Genomic DNA, 14,361 nt, shown 5'->3' on the forward strand with positions numbered 1-14,361 from the left:
CATTCCTGTGCCTGTCACAGGAATCCAGCCAGCTCAAGTCCTTGAGCTGAAAGAGTCTTTTGACCCGACAGACGTCGGGTCACTGGATCCTCGCCACAAGGGCGAGGATGAGGGGAGTTTTGGCAACCGGATCAATACCTGCGTTAGCACCCTGACCTGTCATCGACCCCGGCTTCGACCGGAACCTTATTTCGGTGGCGCTGACTTTGCCGCCTTGATCATGGCGGCAACCGCATCGTCCTTGAATTCGAACGTCTCGATCACTTTCCGGAAGAACCGGGGCAGATGCGCGACCAGCGAATTGTTGCGCGGCACGAAGATCATTTCGGAACGCTTTTCGATCCCTTTCACGATGCCCTTCACGACGTCTTCGAGCGGCGCCATCTTAAAAAACACCGAGGTGTTTCCGTTCCAGATCTGTTTGCCGGCCGGATCGTTGAACGTTCTTTCCATCATCGGCGTTTTGAAAAACGTCGGATGGACGCTGCCGACCCCGACGCCCGAATGACGCAGTTCCAGCCGGATGCTGTTGCACATTGCCCAGACGCCAGCCTTGCTCGCCGTGTAGGCTGCCTGGAGAGGCTAATGGCTGAAGGCGGCCATCGACGAGATCGCCATCAGATAACCCTTGCGCTTCTGGACATGCCCGGCGGCGGCGTGGAAGGTTCGCCACACCCCGAGAAGGTTGACATCGACCACCCGCTCGAAATGTCCGGGGTCTACGGTGTCAAGCGGTTCGAATGCGGTGATCCCCGCATTGGCGATGACCACATCGATGCCGCCAAAATGGTCTGCTGCTTCATCCATGGCCTGCTGGAGCGAGTCCAGCGACCGGACATCCACTTTCCAGCCCCGCGCATTGGCGCCCAAGGTGGACGCCTGCGCCTTGACCGCAGCCTCGTCCATGTCGAACAAGCCGACTTTTGCGCCCTTGGCGATCAGCGCCGCGCAGACGGCCGTGCCAAGGCCGCCGGTCGAACCGGTAATGACGGCAACGCGCCCGTTGAGATCGTAGTGAGCCATGTCTTTTTCCTTCAGATCACGGGAACGGTGCGGGAAAGGAAGCCGATCTGATCGCCGGTCGCCCGCTCAAAGGCCTCACCGGTGTAAATGTCGAAATGCCCCTCCTGGTAGATCCTGATCTCGCCTTTCCGGGCACGGCGGGCATGGCGCAGCGTGGCGCCGGATGGCGCCACCGTATCGCTGGCGCAGACACAGAACAGCACCGGGCAATCCAGGTGCGCCACCCTTTTGCCCGGCGCATGAAAGAAGAGCTGGAGTGCGATCCGCGCGGCGACCGCGTTTCGGAACCGGCCGCGCTCTTCATCGGGAACAAGGCGCAGATAGCCGCTTTCGCAATCGGGCGCCGACATCAGGGCCGTCGAGCCCGGCTTTCCAACCAGCGCCACGGTGACAGGTGCTGCCCCCAGCCAGGAGCCGATGATGTCCCGGAGTGCCGCGATGGAGATCCTGATCGATGTCATCGGCGCAACGGCAAAGCTTGAGGCCAGCCCACTGGTGAAGGGGCACTGGACCACCACGGCCTTGACGGTCTGATCAGCGACGGCGATGACATGGCCTCCGCTGAAAGATGTGCCCCACAGGATCACGCGTCCCGCATCCACATCGCTGCGGCCGCGCGCAAAGGCGATGGCCGCTTTCCAGTCCTGCAGTTGCTTGTTCACATCGACAATCTGACGGGGCTCGCCGTCGCTGTCGCCGAAATGCCGGTAGTCGAACACCAGGCAGGCATAACCGGCCGTGCTGAAACGCTCTGCATAGGCATCGAGCCGCATCGTGCGGACGCTGCCCAGACCATGGGCCATCACGACGACAGGGGCCGGCTTTGCATTGTCCGGCAGGTAGAGCCACGCCCTGCAGCGCGTGCCATCGGAATAGAATTCAACGTCCAGGCGGTGTGTGGTCAAGGTCCTCGCCTATGTGACAGCATGGTCCAGCAGCGCCTCCCCTGGGCGCGCCATTCCTCAACGCGCCGGCACCCGGTCGCTGCTGATTGCCGGATATGAGTTGCATAGAGGAAAAACTACACGCAAGTCAAACAAAATTGCTCGCTATGGCTGTGCCAAAGGTCGAGTTTCGCAATCGGGGCCTCTATCGGAGGTAGAGGTTTGTGGTTGGACGAAAAAAACAGAATCGCCGCCGGATTGAGAGTGCGGATGACGTAATTTTCTGGGTATTGAGCCGGTAATGTGAGGAATTGTGCAAGTGCGCAATGCTCTGTCATTCCTGTGCCTTTCCCAGCTCAAGTCCTTGAGCTGAAAGAGTCTTTTGACCCGGCAGAGGTCAGGTCACTGTATCCCCGCCACAAGGGCGGGAATGACGGAGTGGGGTATCGCTCTCGTCAAACACTTAAAGTTCGGGTTTGCCAGCCACGAAAAAACCCGGCATCGCTGCCGGGTTTCATCGAAATTCAGACCTGAAAAATCTTATGCGGCTTTTTCGTAAAGCTCGAGCACGTAATCCCAGTTGATCAGGCTGTCGACGAAGGCTTCGAGGTACTTCGGGCGGGCGTTGCGGTAGTCGATATAGTAGGAATGTTCCCAGACATCGACGCCGAGGATCGGCGATGCGCCGTGGACCAGCGGGTTTTCACCGTTCGGGGTCTTGGAGATTTCCAGCTTGCCGCCCTTGACGGAGAGCCAGGCCCAGCCCGAGCCGAACTGGCCAGCGCCGGCCGCGAGAAAATCGCTGCGGAACTTGTCGTAGCCGCCGAGATCGGACTTGATGGCTGCGTCGAGCTTGCCCGGCAGCTGCGTGCCGCCGCCGCCCTTCTTCATCCACTTCCAGAAATGCAGGTGGTTGTAATGCTGGCCTGCATTGTTGAACAGCGGCTGGTTGGTGCCGTAGGATTTCTTGACGATGTCTTCCAGCGACAGATCGGCCAGACCGGCTTCTTCAGCCAGCTTGTTGCCGTTGGTCACGTAAGCCAGGTGATGCTTGTCGTGGTGATACTCGAGCGTTTCGCGCGACATGTAGGGCGCCAGCGCGTCGTAGTCGTAAGGCAGGTTCGGCAATTCGAAAGCCATGATGGTATCTCCTCTTGTTGGCGGGGTCCATGAAAGCCGGGTTGGAATTCATGAAAGAAATCTGTGAGGCGGAACATAGGGACCACCGCTGCAACAGGCAACCGGCACCATGCCAAATTTCGCCACAGGTATGGAAAATACTTTCACCGCCGGAATGTTCCACAGGGATGCGCCGGGCACAGAATGGACATGATCGTCTTACAGGGTCGATGCCGTCCATACATGTCATAACGCAAGGAAATCAGATGTCTTTTCACACTCGCACCGCCGTGATCGCTCTTCTCGCCGCTGGCCTTTTGCCATCGGTTGCCACCGCGTCATCCGATGATGCCTGGGACGTGATGCGCGCGGACGTTTCGGCGAAATGCCTGAAGGCTGCGGCCGGATCCATCGAAAAACCGAGGGCTGCCGTCGATCCGTTCGGCTCGGAAAGCTTCGGCCTGGCGCTGGTCAGCGGCAAGCCCAAGGGCGCCAAGGGAAAGATCACGCAGATCTGCGTCTACAACAAGCAGAGCAAGACCGTGGAGCTTGGCGGAGAATTGACCGAAGACATGCTGAAAGCCAAGGCGAAATGACGCGAAAATGATACGAAAATGATACCGGGACAATCGCGCCATTGACCTTCGACAGGCGGATGGTCACAGCTTGGCGGAACGATTGATTACGCGCGAGACCCGATATGCTGTTTCATGGCCTGTCCGCCTTTCCGATTACCCCGAGCGACGCGGCCGGCCGCGTCGATACCGGGGCGCTAAGCGCTCTTCTCAAGCGCATCGACGCTGCGGGGGCCGATTCGATCGGCCTCCTGGGCAGCACCGGCTCCTACATGTATCTGAGCCGGGCGGAAAAGCGCCGCGCCATTAAGGCCGCCGCCGATTGCCTTTCCGGCCGCACGCCTGTGATCGTTGGCGTCGGCGCGTTGCGGACCGACGAGGCGGTGGCGCTGGCACAGGATGCCCGCGATGCCGGCGCTCAGGGGCTTCTGCTTGCGCCCGTTTCCTATACGCCGCTTGGCGACGACGAGGTGTTCGAGCATTTTTCAGCCGTCGCTGCAGCGACGCAGCTGCCACTCTGCATCTACAACAATCCCGGCACCACGCATTTCTCCATCAGCCCGGCGCTTCTATCAAGGCTTTCGGCCATCCCCTCCATCGCCGCCGTCAAAAACCCGGCGCTGCCCGCTGCCGATATCGCCGCCGCCCATCAGGCAACGCTATCGGCCGTTCCCGCCGGTTTCGCCGTCGGCTATAGCGGCGACTGGCTGGTGGCCGATGCTATCCTGGCCGGAGGCGTGGCCTGGTACAGCGTCGTCGCCGGCATCCTGCCGGAGCCCGCCGTCAAGTTGATGCGGGCCGCAGAGGCCGGTGACCGCGCTGAGGTTCAGCGCATCAATGCACTGTTCGAGCCGCTCTGGACGCTGTTTCGCGAACTGAGCAGCTACCGCACCGTGCATGCCATCGCCAACCTCCTGGAACTCAGCACGTTCGATCCGCCGCTGCCGATCCGCCCGATATCGCAGACTGACCGGGCAAGGGTGAAGGCGGCGCTTGAGGTTTTGGCGGGGGTTTAGCAGGCTGCTGAAGACGTCAATTTTCTCGGCAGTCGATAGGTCATTTGGGACATAGACTATAATGAATACCCTGCCGGTCCATTCCCTTGTACGGCCAAGCGGCATAGGATTTCGATTGCGCTGATCGCCCGAAATGATCAAAATCCCATAAAGCCGCAGCCACTGGCGCATCTGCGCCCGGCTGACGGCGAACCGGCTGATTTTTCTGCGCATTGATTCTGATCATTCAAGGGGAAGTTTCATGGCCAATCCACTGTCCACGCTCGGCATCGTCCATACCATCATCAGCGTCGCGCCCATTGTCGCGGGGCTCTATTCCTTTTCCAAATATGCCGCCATCGTGCCGAAATCTAATTCCGGCCGGATCTACATCATCACGCTGTTTCTCTCGGCGATCACCTCGTTCGGGCTTTCGAGCACCGGCGGTTTCAATGCGGGGCATGCGATCGGCATCATCGCCATGGCGGCGGTGATCTTTTCCATCGTCATCGGCAAACTCGGCTGGTTCGGTCGTCTCAACCGCTATCTGCAGGCGCTGTCGATGTCGTTCACCTTCTTTCTCCTGATGATCCCGGGCATCAACGAAACCCTGTCGCGCCTGCCGCCCTCAAGCCCGATCGGCAACGGTCCGGATTCGCCGCCGGTACAGACGGTCACCGCGATCTGGGCCGTGATTTTCCTTGCCGGCATCTGTCTTCAGGCCTTTATCATGCACCGCCGCGCGGGCTCATCCGCCCTGCCCGCCTGAGACATTCGGTCAAAGCGCTTCAAGCCTTGATTTCGCCGGTATTTTAAGGGTTTGTTAAGCCACCCCCAGCCGGAGAAACACCATGGCGCTTGGCGCATCGCATCGCTTGCAGGACGGCATCGAGGCCGTCGAGACCATGACACGCTTTGCCCTTGCCACGCTGGCGCTGGCATCGGGGGTCTATACTTATCTCGGCGTCCGCTCGATTCTCGATGGTTCCGCAACCGCCGTGTTCTTTGCGGCACTGATTTATTCCTGCGCCGTCTCGGTGGCGATCTATGCCTTCTGGACCTATATGGCGCGGTTTTATCCGCATATTATCGGGGCTGCGGCCCGGACCGCGATGCTCGGCATCATGGCGCTGGGATGCCTGATGATCATCGCCATGGCGAGCTGGCTGAATGCGGCCGCACTTGCAGGCTCGGCCGCGCTCGAACAGCATCTGGCCGAAACGGTCGAGGACTATACCGCCGATCTCGACCGCGCCCACCAGAATGCCCTTGCCGCCCAAAGCCTGTTGCCGGATATCCAGCGCACCTCCGAACGCTTCCAGCGCCTTTCCGATCAGGAGCGCGAAAGCGGCGCCCTGACCGGCACGACGGGTGCGGGCAGCGTCGTGCAGTTGCTTGGACAGATGGCAGCGCAGCTGAACGAGCTGGAAACCGGCATTACCGCCTCGCGCGAGCGCGTCACCACCCTGTTCGACGAGGGCCGTGCGCATCTGGCCACCATGCGCGGCCTCGTTTCCGCACCCGGCGCCATCGATCCGCGCGCCGACCAGTTTGCCGCCGAAGCCGTAGCGCTGACCGGCACGATCACCGCGCTGGAGCAGACGTCGATCGCAGCCTCCGTCAAGCGCGCGGCCGAAGACCTGTCGCTCGGCTTCATTGCGCCGGTTGCCAGCGGCCTGGAGGCGGATCTTGCCAACCGGCAGGATCAGGTGATGGAAACCATCCGCACCTCGGTGGCCGCGCAATCCAAGGTGCTTTCGGAAGCCGCCGACCAGATCCTGACCCGCGAGCCTGTCGGAGAGCGCCGCTTCGTGCCTTTGTCTTCGGCTGCCGCCGTGTTGCGCTATGCATCCGATTTCATTCCAAGCTGGGCCGGCGCCATCGCCATCGATCTTCTGCCTGCCGTTCTCGTCTTCATGCTGTCGATCGCGCATGCGGCACTGCGGCGGCAGGAACAGAGCCTGCCCTTTGCCGAACGCATCACCGCAGCCGAACTGCTGGAAGCGCTCGAGGTGCAAAAGGCGCTGCAGCGCAGCGGCTTCGATATCCAGACGGCGCTCAGCGAGGCGGAAGCACGCGAGCAATCCAACATCACCAATCTCGACCTTGCCGGCAAAGGTCCGCGCAAATGACCGCGAGCGCCCGGCTGCAAGGGTTCGGACAGCGGCTGAAAACCTATCTGCTGTCGGCCAATGACGGCATGCTGATGCGCCATTTCTTTCACGGGCTGGTGGTCACATCGCTGGTCTTCATCGTCATCGACTGGAGCGAGCTGAACACCGCCAACCAGGCCCATCCCGGCTTCGACCCGGTGCAGCCGGAAACAGCCCCCGTTTTGCCGCCGGCGCTGACCGAGGGCGAGCCGCAAAATGCGCCCTCCGAAATCACCGCCGATCCCGGCACGCTGAAACAGGCGATCCGCTTCGAGCTCAAGCCCGGCGGCATCCTTCTGGCCGAAGGCTCGATCGAGCCGGGGGCCGCAGGGCGGTTTGCCGGCGAGATCGAGGCACGCGGCGAATATGTGAAAACCGTACTCTTGAATTCCCCCGGAGGGTCTGTGGGCGATGCGCTCGCCATGTCGAAGCTGATCCGGGAGAAAAAGCTCGGCACGCGGGTGGCGGCCGGCGCGCTCTGCGCCTCCTCATGCCCGATCGTCATGGCCGGCGGCCTGACCCGCGAGGCCGAAAAAGGCGCCGTCATCGGCGTTCACCAGATCTTCAACGGGTCGAAGGAAAAGCTTTCCCCCGAACAGGCAATGTCGGATGCACAGCGCACCACAGCCGATGTCAGCCGCCATCTGGAAGAGATGGGCATCAAATCCGGCCTCTGGCTGCACGCGCTGGAAACACCCCCGGACAGGCTCTATTACCTGAAGCCCGAGGAATTGCAGGACTTTGCGCTGACGACGGATACCGGCGCGCCGGTGGCGGCCGTGAAGGAGTAGCGGCGGCGGTTTACTCCGCCGCGTCCGCCTGACCGCCGGCGCTCGCAAGCGCCTCGGCAACCGCCAGATCAGCCATGGCAAGTGCCGCCTCGCGCGTCTTGGCTGCGGCGACGAAGCGGCCGTTGTGGCAGAAGCTTGCGCCCTTCACGCCGGATACCGCTTCCAGATCGGCATTGGTGAGCCCGGCCCAGGCGGCAGGCAGATCGGCGCGGACCTCGAAACCTTCGTCGGCGCGGCGGATGGTGGTCAGGCACCAATCCTTGTCGCGCGGATGGACGACGAACAGGAGCTGATCGGCGCCGGCCTTGACGATGGCCGGACGGAAGGGCATGCCCATCGGCAATTCGAGAATGTGGCCCGTTCCGGCAGCAATGATGGCCTGATGCACCAGGGCCTCGGCGCGCAATTTCGCAGCGCTCTTACCGATCCTCGCCTCGACGAAGGCGCGCGCGATGGCGAGTGCGGCATGGAAGGCGCGATCGTCGGCGTCCGGGTCCGTCTCATCGAACACGGGTTTCAGCGTTTCCAACAGAACAGGCAAAGTCAGGCCGCCCAGAAGCCCGGCCACCGACGGGCTGAGCGCACCATTGTCAACGAGATCGATGGGCAGCACGAAGCTTGCATCAAAGGCGGCATGAATATCGGCGGCATGATCGTCCGGAACGCCGGAGGCTGCGAGATAGTCGCGGCCAAAATGCTTCCAGACCAGTCCGAACGAGCTGTAGGGCTGGCTGTCGTCGCGCAGCGGCGCGCCGCGCTGGTGGTGATCGAAGATGCGCGCCCCGGCATCATAAGCGCCGCCGACATCGTAGATGATCCGGTCTTCACCGGGCGTGATCCATTCCGGCGCGCGGCTGCGCACGATGCGCGCCTGCGGGAAAAGCCGTGTGAGAATGACGCTGGACAACAGTTCGTCAGCATGGAAGCCACCGGAATGGGTGACGAGGAATTCTGGGGTCATGCCGGGATACGCCTTGTTGCTTGCGGATGTCCGCTTTTGTCTGAGAGTGTTTGGAGGTTTGCACCAGATAGCCATTGCCGGGCGGCATCTCAACCCGTCATCGGCGTGCTGGACGCGTCGAAGAGGGTTTTCCTGTCAAAGCGATGCCGGTTTACCGTCCATCGCCCTCACGATAGCGGCCCTTCATAACCGGGCTATGAAGGGCGCCTTGCAGGCAGCGGCACGTCGGACAGGTTTTCATTCGGTGCCGTGCTGATCGCGTGCACCTGGCCGGGGATCTCGTCGCGCAGATAGCTTTCATTGCCGGGCAGGCCCATCGGGTAGAGCGCATTGCGGCTTGCCTCATAGGCGACGCTCTCGCCGGTGCACAACCGAAGGCGCATATCCTGCGGCGCCACATCCATGCGGTTTTGTACAGCATCGACACGCTCTGCAGTGGCCGGCAGCCGGCCGTCGAAGGCCTGCGTCAGATATTGCGCCGACCGTTCGTTGCGCTCGCGCTCCGTGGTCGCACCCAAAACCACCACCATCACGCGGCGTCCGTTGCGCGCGGCAAGCCCGACAATATTGCGGCCGGAGGCGCAGAGAAAACCGGTCTTCATGCCGATCGTGCCGGAAAAGCGGGTCAGGAGCAGATTGTTGGACTTGATCTCCTTGCCATCGATCGTGACCGCCGAGGCGAGGAAGAACCGGCGATATTGCGGAAACAGCCGGTCCACTTCCATGCCCAGAATGGCAAGGTCGCGGGCGGTCGTATAGTTTTCCCGGTTGAACAGGCCATTGGGATTGGCAAAATGCGTGCCGGTCAGCCCAAGGCGAACCGCCGCATCGTTCATTTTCCGGACAAAACCGGCTTCGTCGGGAGCCAAGGCTTCCGCCACCGCGACAGCGACATCATTGGCCGAGGCAGCGATCATGGCAAAAAGCGCATCTTCCAGCGTCATCGTGCGCCCGAAGGTGAGGCCGGATTCGAGGAAGGCCTGTTTCGTAGCGTTGCGGGTCATGGTGACGGGGGTCGCAAGGGTTACCTCGCCCGAGCGCAAGGCTTCAAACACCACAAAGGCTGTCATCAGCTTGGTGGTCGAGGCCGGATACCAGGGCACGCCGGCATCCTCCTGGTACAGCACCTGCTTGCTATCGGCATCGACAACCAGCACCGGCGTTGCATGCGCGGGTACGCACAGAACAGGCGCCGCCAGCAAAAGCGAGGCCATCAACGCCCATTTTTTCCAATGCCATCCGGCCAAAATGCTTCCGGTCATCTGCCAGTCTCCGCGAAAGACGTCCTCATGCCATGATGCACCACGAAAGGACAAGCGTTTGCTGCGAATGCGCATGCTGAAATGGGTGGGCTGCAACGTGCCTGCCCTGCCCCATAACGCAAAAAGGCCGGCCGCGTTGCAAGGCGGATGGCTGTTTTTTGCAACGCCTTACAAATCCGAAGCCGAGGAATGCGCCCAGTCCATGTAGAGGTCCTTGGCCTTTGCGGCGATCGGGCCGGGTTGGAGGTCGCGGTCTTCGAGTTTGGTGACGGGCACGACCTTGGAATAGTTGCCCGACGTGAAGATCTCGTCGGCGCCTTCGAAATCAGAAAGCGTCAGCGACGTCTCGACCACGTCGAAGCCGGCGTCGCGCAAAAGCGCCATGACGCGGAAGCGGGTGATGCCGGCCAGGAAGGTCTTGTTGGAGGCGGGCGTGAAGACGACGCCGTCCTTGACCATGAAGATGTTGGAGGAGCCGGTTTCGGCGATATTGCCGAGCATGTCGCGCACCAGCGCATTGGAAAAGCCGCGGGCGCGGGCCTCCATCAGGATGCGGCCATTGTTGGGATAAAGGCAGCCGGCCTTGGCGTCGGTCGGCATGCATTCGATCGTCGGGCGGCGAAAGGGCGAGATGGTCAGCGACTGGCCGCCCTTGCCTGCCGGCCCCTCGCCCATCGGCGCTTCGAACAGGCTCAGCGCAAAGCGGGTCGAATCGGGATCGGCGGCAACGACGCTGCCGGGCATGCCATGTTCGGCCCAATACATCGGCTTGATATAGATGGCGGTCTGGCCGTCGAATTTCTTCACGCCCTCCCAGGCCAGCGCCTCGATATCCTCTGCCGTGACCACCGGCTTCAGGCCGAGCGCCAGGGCCGAGCGGTTGATACGCTGGCAATGCAGATCAAGATCGGGCGCGATTCCGTCAAACCAGCGGGCGCCGTCAAACACCGTCGAGCCCAGCCACATGGCATGCGAGGTCGGGCCGATCAGCGGCGGATTGCCCGAAAGCCACTCGCCATCGACATAGGTCCAGGTGGTGCTGCGCGCGGATGTATCGACGGCCATGATGGTCTCCTATTCGTCTTTGTTTGACTTTCTTTGTCCGGGCATAACCGGAAAATCGACAAGTGGGGTAAATAGGTACATCAAAAAAAGTCATGCCGTCCAATCTGGATCGCAAACTGGGCCTCGCATAGTGTGCCGCCAGAAGCAAAAGGACCTGTTCGATGAAAGCCATGTATTACGACGCCTTCGGCAAGACGCCGGAGATCCGCGTGCTGCCCGATCCGGTGCCGGGCGAGGATGGCGTCGTCATCAAGGTCGAGGCGACCGGGCTTTGCCGCAGCGACTGGCATGGCTGGATGGGGCATGATGCCGATATCGCGCTGCCGCATGTGCCGGGCCACGAACTGGCCGGCACGGTCGCTGCAACCGGCAAGGGCGTGCTGCGCTACAAGGTGGGCGACCGGGTGACCGTGCCGTTCGTGTCCGGCTGCGGCCGCTGCGGCGAGTGCCATTCCGGCAATCAGCAGGTCTGCGCCAACCAGTTCCAGCCGGGCTTTACCCATTGGGGCTCGTTTGCCGAATATGTCGCGATCGATTTTGCCGACCAGAATCTCGTGCATCTCCCCGAAACGCTCGACTATGCCACCGCCGCCAGCCTTGGCTGCCGGTTTGCCACGTCGTTCCGCGCCATTGTCGATCAGGGCCGCGTGCGCGGCGGCGAGTGGGTGGCGGTGCATGGCTGCGGCGGGGTCGGCCTGTCGGCGATCATGATCGCAACCGCGCTGGGCGCCAATGTGATCGCGATCGATATTTCCGAGACGAAACTTTCCTTTGCCCGCGAGATCGGCGCGGTCGCCACCATCGATGGCAGCGTCACCGGCGATGTGGCCGAAGCCGTACGCGACATCACCAAAGGCGGCGCGCATGTCTCGATCGACGCGCTCGGCTCGCCCGTCACCTGCTTCAACTCGATCAAGAACCTGCGCCGCCGCGGCCGCCATGTTCAGGTCGGGCTGATGCTCGGCGATCATTCCAGCCCGCAGATCCCGATGGCCCAGGTGATCGGCCACGAGCTGGAAATCTACGGCAGCCACGGCATGCAGGCCTGGCGCTACGGGGCGATGATGGCCATGCTTGAAACCGGCAAGCTCAACCCGCAAAAACTGATCGGCCGCCATATCAGCCTGGAAGAAGCGGTGCCGGCGCTGACGACGCTGGATACGGCGCAGGACCTCGGCATCAGCGTCATCACGCGGTTCTGAGCTCAAGATCGAGGCCGTGTCTCTGAACCGGTGGCACGCTCCCGCAACCGGAGCAGCGTTGCCGTTCGCCTCTATATCACCGTACGATTATATTCTGCCGGCGGCAGCTTCCCAAAATCGATCAGCGCCCTATTTCACGTTTTACCGCGTTAAAGCGGGTTTTTTTAGGAGTGGGATAAATGGCATCTTCCGCGCTGATCAGTATCTTGATCACGTTTCTCGTCATCGTACTTGTTTTGTATCTTATTGCGCGCCTGCCGATCGATGGCCGCGCCAAGCAGATCGTCCAGATCATCGTGATCATCATCGGCGTTATTTCGCTCTTGAAATATCTCGCTGTCTTCTAGCGCAACGGGAGAGTAATCTCCCGTCACCTGCTTTTGGGGATCGCCGGTTCAGACCGTCCCCATCAGATGTGCGCACCATCAGATTTGCGCGCTACCAGTTTTGCGCCCCACCAGTTTTGCAAAGTGAGTGTACAGATTGACCAGCAAAAATGACACGAAGACCGCCGTCAAGCCAACCGTGCGGCGCAGCCCGGACGAAACCTCTGCGGCGGCTCTGCATATCATCAACACGGAGCTGGCGGCACGAAACAAGAAAACCGCAATGCTGAAAGCCCTGCGGCTTGCCCAGGAACCGACGGAAGCCAAGCCTGTAAAGAAGGCTGCCGCGAAGAAGAAATAGCGGCGCGCTGCTGATGTTGCCGGGGGCCGAAAGGGCCTCCTTGTTGTATGTTGTGTTTTCATAAGCTTTGCTACCCCCGCTCCTATGTCCCGTTGCGGACCGGATGGCCCGTTGCGGCACACCGGCACAAGCCGGACATCACGCCGCAAAATCCCTCTTCCCCCGCCCCCGTCGCAGCTGATATTTTGTTGGCCTTCATGGCAACGGAATCACGAGGCGATCCCATGGGACAGGTGGCGGAAAGGCAGGGGAAGTTGGCGGATGCGCTCTATGCGCCTTTGCTTGCGGCCAATACAGTGCATCCGAATGGCTGGCCGGTGCGGGTGATCGTCGCGTCGCAGACGGAGGCGCGCCATAACAGGGGCGTCTGGGCGCCGAGCCATCTGATCTCGATCCGGGCGCCGGGGACGAAGCTTCTGTCGATGATCGAACTGCCTGCGGAGCGGCATCTGGAGCTTCTGTTTGGCGATGTCACCGATCCGGAGGAGCCGGATGCGGCCACGGCCGCCGATATCGACCGGGCCTTTGCCTTTGTCGACGGTTTGCCTGAAGATGCGCATCTGCTGATCCATTGCCTGCGCGGCATCGGCCGTTCGACTGCCCTGACGCTCGGTATACTCGCCCGCTATATGGATCCGGAGGAGGCTGCCGCCGCGCTGCATGGCTTGCGGCCCGAGGCAAAGCCCAACCGGCATGTGACCGGGCTTTGCGACGCGACGCTTGGGCTCAAGGGACGGCTTGCCCGGCAGGCGCTGCGTTTTCCCGCCAAGGTCTGGAAACCGGCAAAGAATTGATTGACCGCCTGAGATAATATTGTGCATTGCACAAATTTTTGACATGATCCCGGCCAAGAACCGTATGCAAGCGGCGATTGCGTCATGCCTTCAGGCCTCACTGGAACGGCGGGAGGAAAAAACGCAATCAATCGAGGTGTTGCTTCTTCTGTTTGGTGTATGGAAGGAGGCAATACTAAGGGAATGACGGGAGAGTTCGATGTCTCATGCGGCCTATGTGTTCGATGCCTATGGTACGCTGTTCGACGTGCATGCCGCCGTTCGCAGGCATTCGGCCGCGATCGGGCCCGATGGCCAGGCTTTTTCCGATCTTTGGCGCGCCAAGCAGCTGGAATATTCCTGGATCCGCACCCTGATGGGGACCTATACCGATTTCTGGGCGCTGACCGAGCAATCGCTGGACTATGCCTTTGCGCGCTTTCCCTCGGCCGACAAGACGCTCAAGGCCGCATTGCTCGATGCCTATTGGCACCTGGATTGCTATCCGGAGGTGCCTTCCGTCCTCAAGCACCTGAAGGATCAGGGTGCCCGCATCGCCATCCTGTCGAACGGCACGCCGCAAATGCTGCAATCGGCCGTCAAGAAGGCAGGCCTCGACCTGATCATCGACGACATCTTCTCCGTGGAAGCCGTCAAGGCTTTCAAGACCGTGCCGTCCGTCTACGACATGGTGACGACCACCTACAGGTTGTATCCAGATGCTGTCTCCTTCCAGTCGTCCAACCGATGGGACATTGCCGGCGCCACGAAATTCGGCTTCCGCACCGTCTGGATCAACCGCACCAACATGCCCGACGAATATGCCGATTTCGGCCCGGCGCTGATCCTGCCCTCGCTGGAAAGCCTCTAA

16 protein-coding genes and 1 pseudogene are annotated in these 14,361 nt (G+C 61.3%); 10 read left to right on the forward strand and 7 right to left on the reverse strand.

Translation table 11 applies throughout. The features are described 5' to 3' along the window. Window positions 1–186 precede the first annotated feature (186 nt). From PYR65_RS17060 to PYR65_RS17070, 3 genes and pseudogenes are all read right to left on the reverse strand, one after another. Window positions 187–1,023 (reverse strand): annotated as a pseudogene (locus PYR65_RS17060) (SDR family NAD(P)-dependent oxidoreductase). An 11-nt stretch (window positions 1,024–1,034) separates the two neighbouring features. After that, the gene (locus PYR65_RS17065) at window positions 1,035–1,928 is read right to left on the reverse strand and encodes an alpha/beta hydrolase (protein ID WP_276118830.1); all 894 of its coding nucleotides are present in this window, start codon (window positions 1,926–1,928) and stop codon (window positions 1,035–1,037) included. Window positions 1,929–2,447: 519 nt separating this feature from the next. Beyond that, the gene (locus tag PYR65_RS17070; RefSeq protein ID WP_276118831.1) at window positions 2,448–3,047 is read right to left on the reverse strand and encodes a superoxide dismutase; all 600 of its coding nucleotides are present in this window, start codon (window positions 3,045–3,047) and stop codon (window positions 2,448–2,450) included. 245 nt (window positions 3,048–3,292) lie between these two features. Here PYR65_RS17070 and PYR65_RS17075 point away from each other — a divergent pair, with 245 nt between their 5' ends. Together PYR65_RS17075 and PYR65_RS17080 are read left to right on the forward strand one after the other, a co-directional pair. Further along, complete coding sequence (locus PYR65_RS17075; RefSeq protein WP_276118832.1) at window positions 3,293–3,622, forward strand: hypothetical protein; 330 nt, start codon at window positions 3,293–3,295, stop codon at window positions 3,620–3,622. A 104-nt stretch (window positions 3,623–3,726) separates the two neighbouring features. Continuing rightward, entirely contained in the window at window positions 3,727–4,617 is an 891-nt protein-coding gene (locus PYR65_RS17080) for a dihydrodipicolinate synthase family protein (protein WP_276118833.1), read from the forward strand. A 40-nt stretch (window positions 4,618–4,657) separates the two neighbouring features. Here PYR65_RS17080 and PYR65_RS17085 read toward each other — a convergent pair whose 3' ends face one another. After that, the gene (locus tag PYR65_RS17085) at window positions 4,658–4,843 is read right to left on the reverse strand and encodes a hypothetical protein (RefSeq protein WP_276118834.1); all 186 of its coding nucleotides are present in this window, start codon (window positions 4,841–4,843) and stop codon (window positions 4,658–4,660) included. A gap of 15 nt (window positions 4,844–4,858) precedes the next feature. On the opposite strand from PYR65_RS17085, the gene PYR65_RS17090 reads away from it, so the two are divergent. From PYR65_RS17090 to PYR65_RS17100, 3 genes are all read left to right on the forward strand, one after another. After that, a complete protein-coding gene (locus PYR65_RS17090; protein WP_276118835.1) occupies window positions 4,859–5,365 on the forward strand; it encodes a hypothetical protein in 507 nt (168 codons plus the stop codon). Window positions 5,366–5,447: 82 nt separating this feature from the next. Beyond that, window positions 5,448–6,728 carry a hypothetical protein gene (locus PYR65_RS17095; protein ID WP_060639873.1) on the forward strand — a complete coding sequence of 427 codons (1,281 nt, stop codon included), beginning with the start codon at window positions 5,448–5,450 and terminating at the stop codon, window positions 6,726–6,728. Then, window positions 6,725–7,540, forward strand: coding sequence for a COG3904 family protein (locus tag PYR65_RS17100; RefSeq protein ID WP_407951246.1), 816 nt, complete (start codon window positions 6,725–6,727; stop codon window positions 7,538–7,540). Before PYR65_RS17095 ends, PYR65_RS17100 begins: the two co-directional genes overlap by 4 nt. Before the next feature lie 10 nt (window positions 7,541–7,550). Here PYR65_RS17100 and PYR65_RS17105 read toward each other — a convergent pair whose 3' ends face one another. The 3 genes from PYR65_RS17105 to PYR65_RS17115 all read right to left on the reverse strand — a co-directional run bounded on the left by PYR65_RS17105 (window position 7,551) and on the right by PYR65_RS17115 (window position 10,828). Beyond that, complete coding sequence (locus PYR65_RS17105; RefSeq protein ID WP_276118836.1) at window positions 7,551–8,501, reverse strand: MYG1 family protein; 951 nt, start codon at window positions 8,499–8,501, stop codon at window positions 7,551–7,553. Between the two features lie 194 nt (window positions 8,502–8,695). Next, complete coding sequence (locus PYR65_RS17110) at window positions 8,696–9,763, reverse strand: D-alanyl-D-alanine carboxypeptidase family protein (protein ID WP_276118837.1); 1,068 nt, start codon at window positions 9,761–9,763, stop codon at window positions 8,696–8,698. Window positions 9,764–9,931: 168 nt separating this feature from the next. Continuing rightward, a complete protein-coding gene (locus PYR65_RS17115) occupies window positions 9,932–10,828 on the reverse strand; it encodes a branched-chain amino acid aminotransferase (protein WP_276118838.1) in 897 nt (298 codons plus the stop codon). 161 nt (window positions 10,829–10,989) lie between these two features. On the opposite strand from PYR65_RS17115, the gene PYR65_RS17120 reads away from it, so the two are divergent. The 5 genes from PYR65_RS17120 (at window position 10,990) to PYR65_RS17140 (ending at window position 14,361) form a co-directional block, all read left to right on the forward strand. After that, window positions 10,990–12,030, forward strand: a complete 1,041-nt coding sequence (locus PYR65_RS17120; RefSeq protein WP_276118839.1) for a zinc-dependent alcohol dehydrogenase family protein — start codon at window positions 10,990–10,992, stop codon at window positions 12,028–12,030. Between the two features lie 179 nt (window positions 12,031–12,209). Beyond that, on the forward strand, window positions 12,210–12,377 hold the full coding sequence (locus PYR65_RS17125; protein WP_156383265.1) for a Thivi_2564 family membrane protein: 168 nt from the start codon (window positions 12,210–12,212) through the stop codon (window positions 12,375–12,377). Between the two features lie 136 nt (window positions 12,378–12,513). Beyond that, window positions 12,514–12,717, forward strand: a complete 204-nt coding sequence (locus PYR65_RS17130; protein ID WP_276118840.1) for a hypothetical protein — start codon at window positions 12,514–12,516, stop codon at window positions 12,715–12,717. A 224-nt stretch (window positions 12,718–12,941) separates the two neighbouring features. Next, window positions 12,942–13,511, forward strand: a complete 570-nt coding sequence (locus PYR65_RS17135; protein ID WP_276118841.1) for a phosphatase — start codon at window positions 12,942–12,944, stop codon at window positions 13,509–13,511. 199 nt (window positions 13,512–13,710) lie between these two features. Further along, on the forward strand, window positions 13,711–14,361 hold the full coding sequence (locus PYR65_RS17140) for a haloacid dehalogenase type II (protein ID WP_276118842.1): 651 nt from the start codon (window positions 13,711–13,713) through the stop codon (window positions 14,359–14,361).

This window comes from Pararhizobium qamdonense, from assembly GCF_029277445.1.
Classification (GTDB): domain Bacteria; phylum Pseudomonadota; class Alphaproteobacteria; order Rhizobiales; family Rhizobiaceae; genus Pararhizobium; species Pararhizobium qamdonense.

Excerpts from the sequence above, each read along its gene's own strand:
- PYR65_RS17070 (WP_276118831.1), bottom strand. The coding sequence starts at position 3,047 with ATGGCTTTCGAATTGCCGAACCTGCCTTACGACTACGACGCGCTGGCG.
- PYR65_RS17075 (WP_276118832.1), top strand. The coding sequence starts at position 3,293 with ATGTCTTTTCACACTCGCACCGCCGTGATCGCTCTTCTCGCCGCTGGC.
- PYR65_RS17080 (WP_276118833.1), top strand. The coding sequence starts at position 3,727 with ATGCTGTTTCATGGCCTGTCCGCCTTTCCGATTACCCCGAGCGACGCG.
- PYR65_RS17085 (WP_276118834.1), bottom strand. The coding sequence starts at position 4,843 with ATGATCAGAATCAATGCGCAGAAAAATCAGCCGGTTCGCCGTCAGCCG.
- PYR65_RS17090 (WP_276118835.1), top strand. The coding sequence starts at position 4,859 with ATGGCCAATCCACTGTCCACGCTCGGCATCGTCCATACCATCATCAGC.
- PYR65_RS17095 (WP_060639873.1), top strand. The coding sequence starts at position 5,448 with ATGGCGCTTGGCGCATCGCATCGCTTGCAGGACGGCATCGAGGCCGTC.
- PYR65_RS17100 (WP_407951246.1), top strand. The coding sequence starts at position 6,725 with ATGACCGCGAGCGCCCGGCTGCAAGGGTTCGGACAGCGGCTGAAAACC.
- PYR65_RS17105 (WP_276118836.1), bottom strand. The coding sequence starts at position 8,501 with ATGACCCCAGAATTCCTCGTCACCCATTCCGGTGGCTTCCATGCTGAC.
- PYR65_RS17110 (WP_276118837.1), bottom strand. The coding sequence starts at position 9,763 with ATGACCGGAAGCATTTTGGCCGGATGGCATTGGAAAAAATGGGCGTTG.
- PYR65_RS17115 (WP_276118838.1), bottom strand. The coding sequence starts at position 10,828 with ATGGCCGTCGATACATCCGCGCGCAGCACCACCTGGACCTATGTCGAT.
- PYR65_RS17120 (WP_276118839.1), top strand. The coding sequence starts at position 10,990 with ATGAAAGCCATGTATTACGACGCCTTCGGCAAGACGCCGGAGATCCGC.
- PYR65_RS17125 (WP_156383265.1), top strand. The coding sequence starts at position 12,210 with ATGGCATCTTCCGCGCTGATCAGTATCTTGATCACGTTTCTCGTCATC.
- PYR65_RS17135 (WP_276118841.1), top strand. The coding sequence starts at position 12,942 with ATGGGACAGGTGGCGGAAAGGCAGGGGAAGTTGGCGGATGCGCTCTAT.
- PYR65_RS17140 (WP_276118842.1), top strand. The coding sequence starts at position 13,711 with ATGTCTCATGCGGCCTATGTGTTCGATGCCTATGGTACGCTGTTCGAC.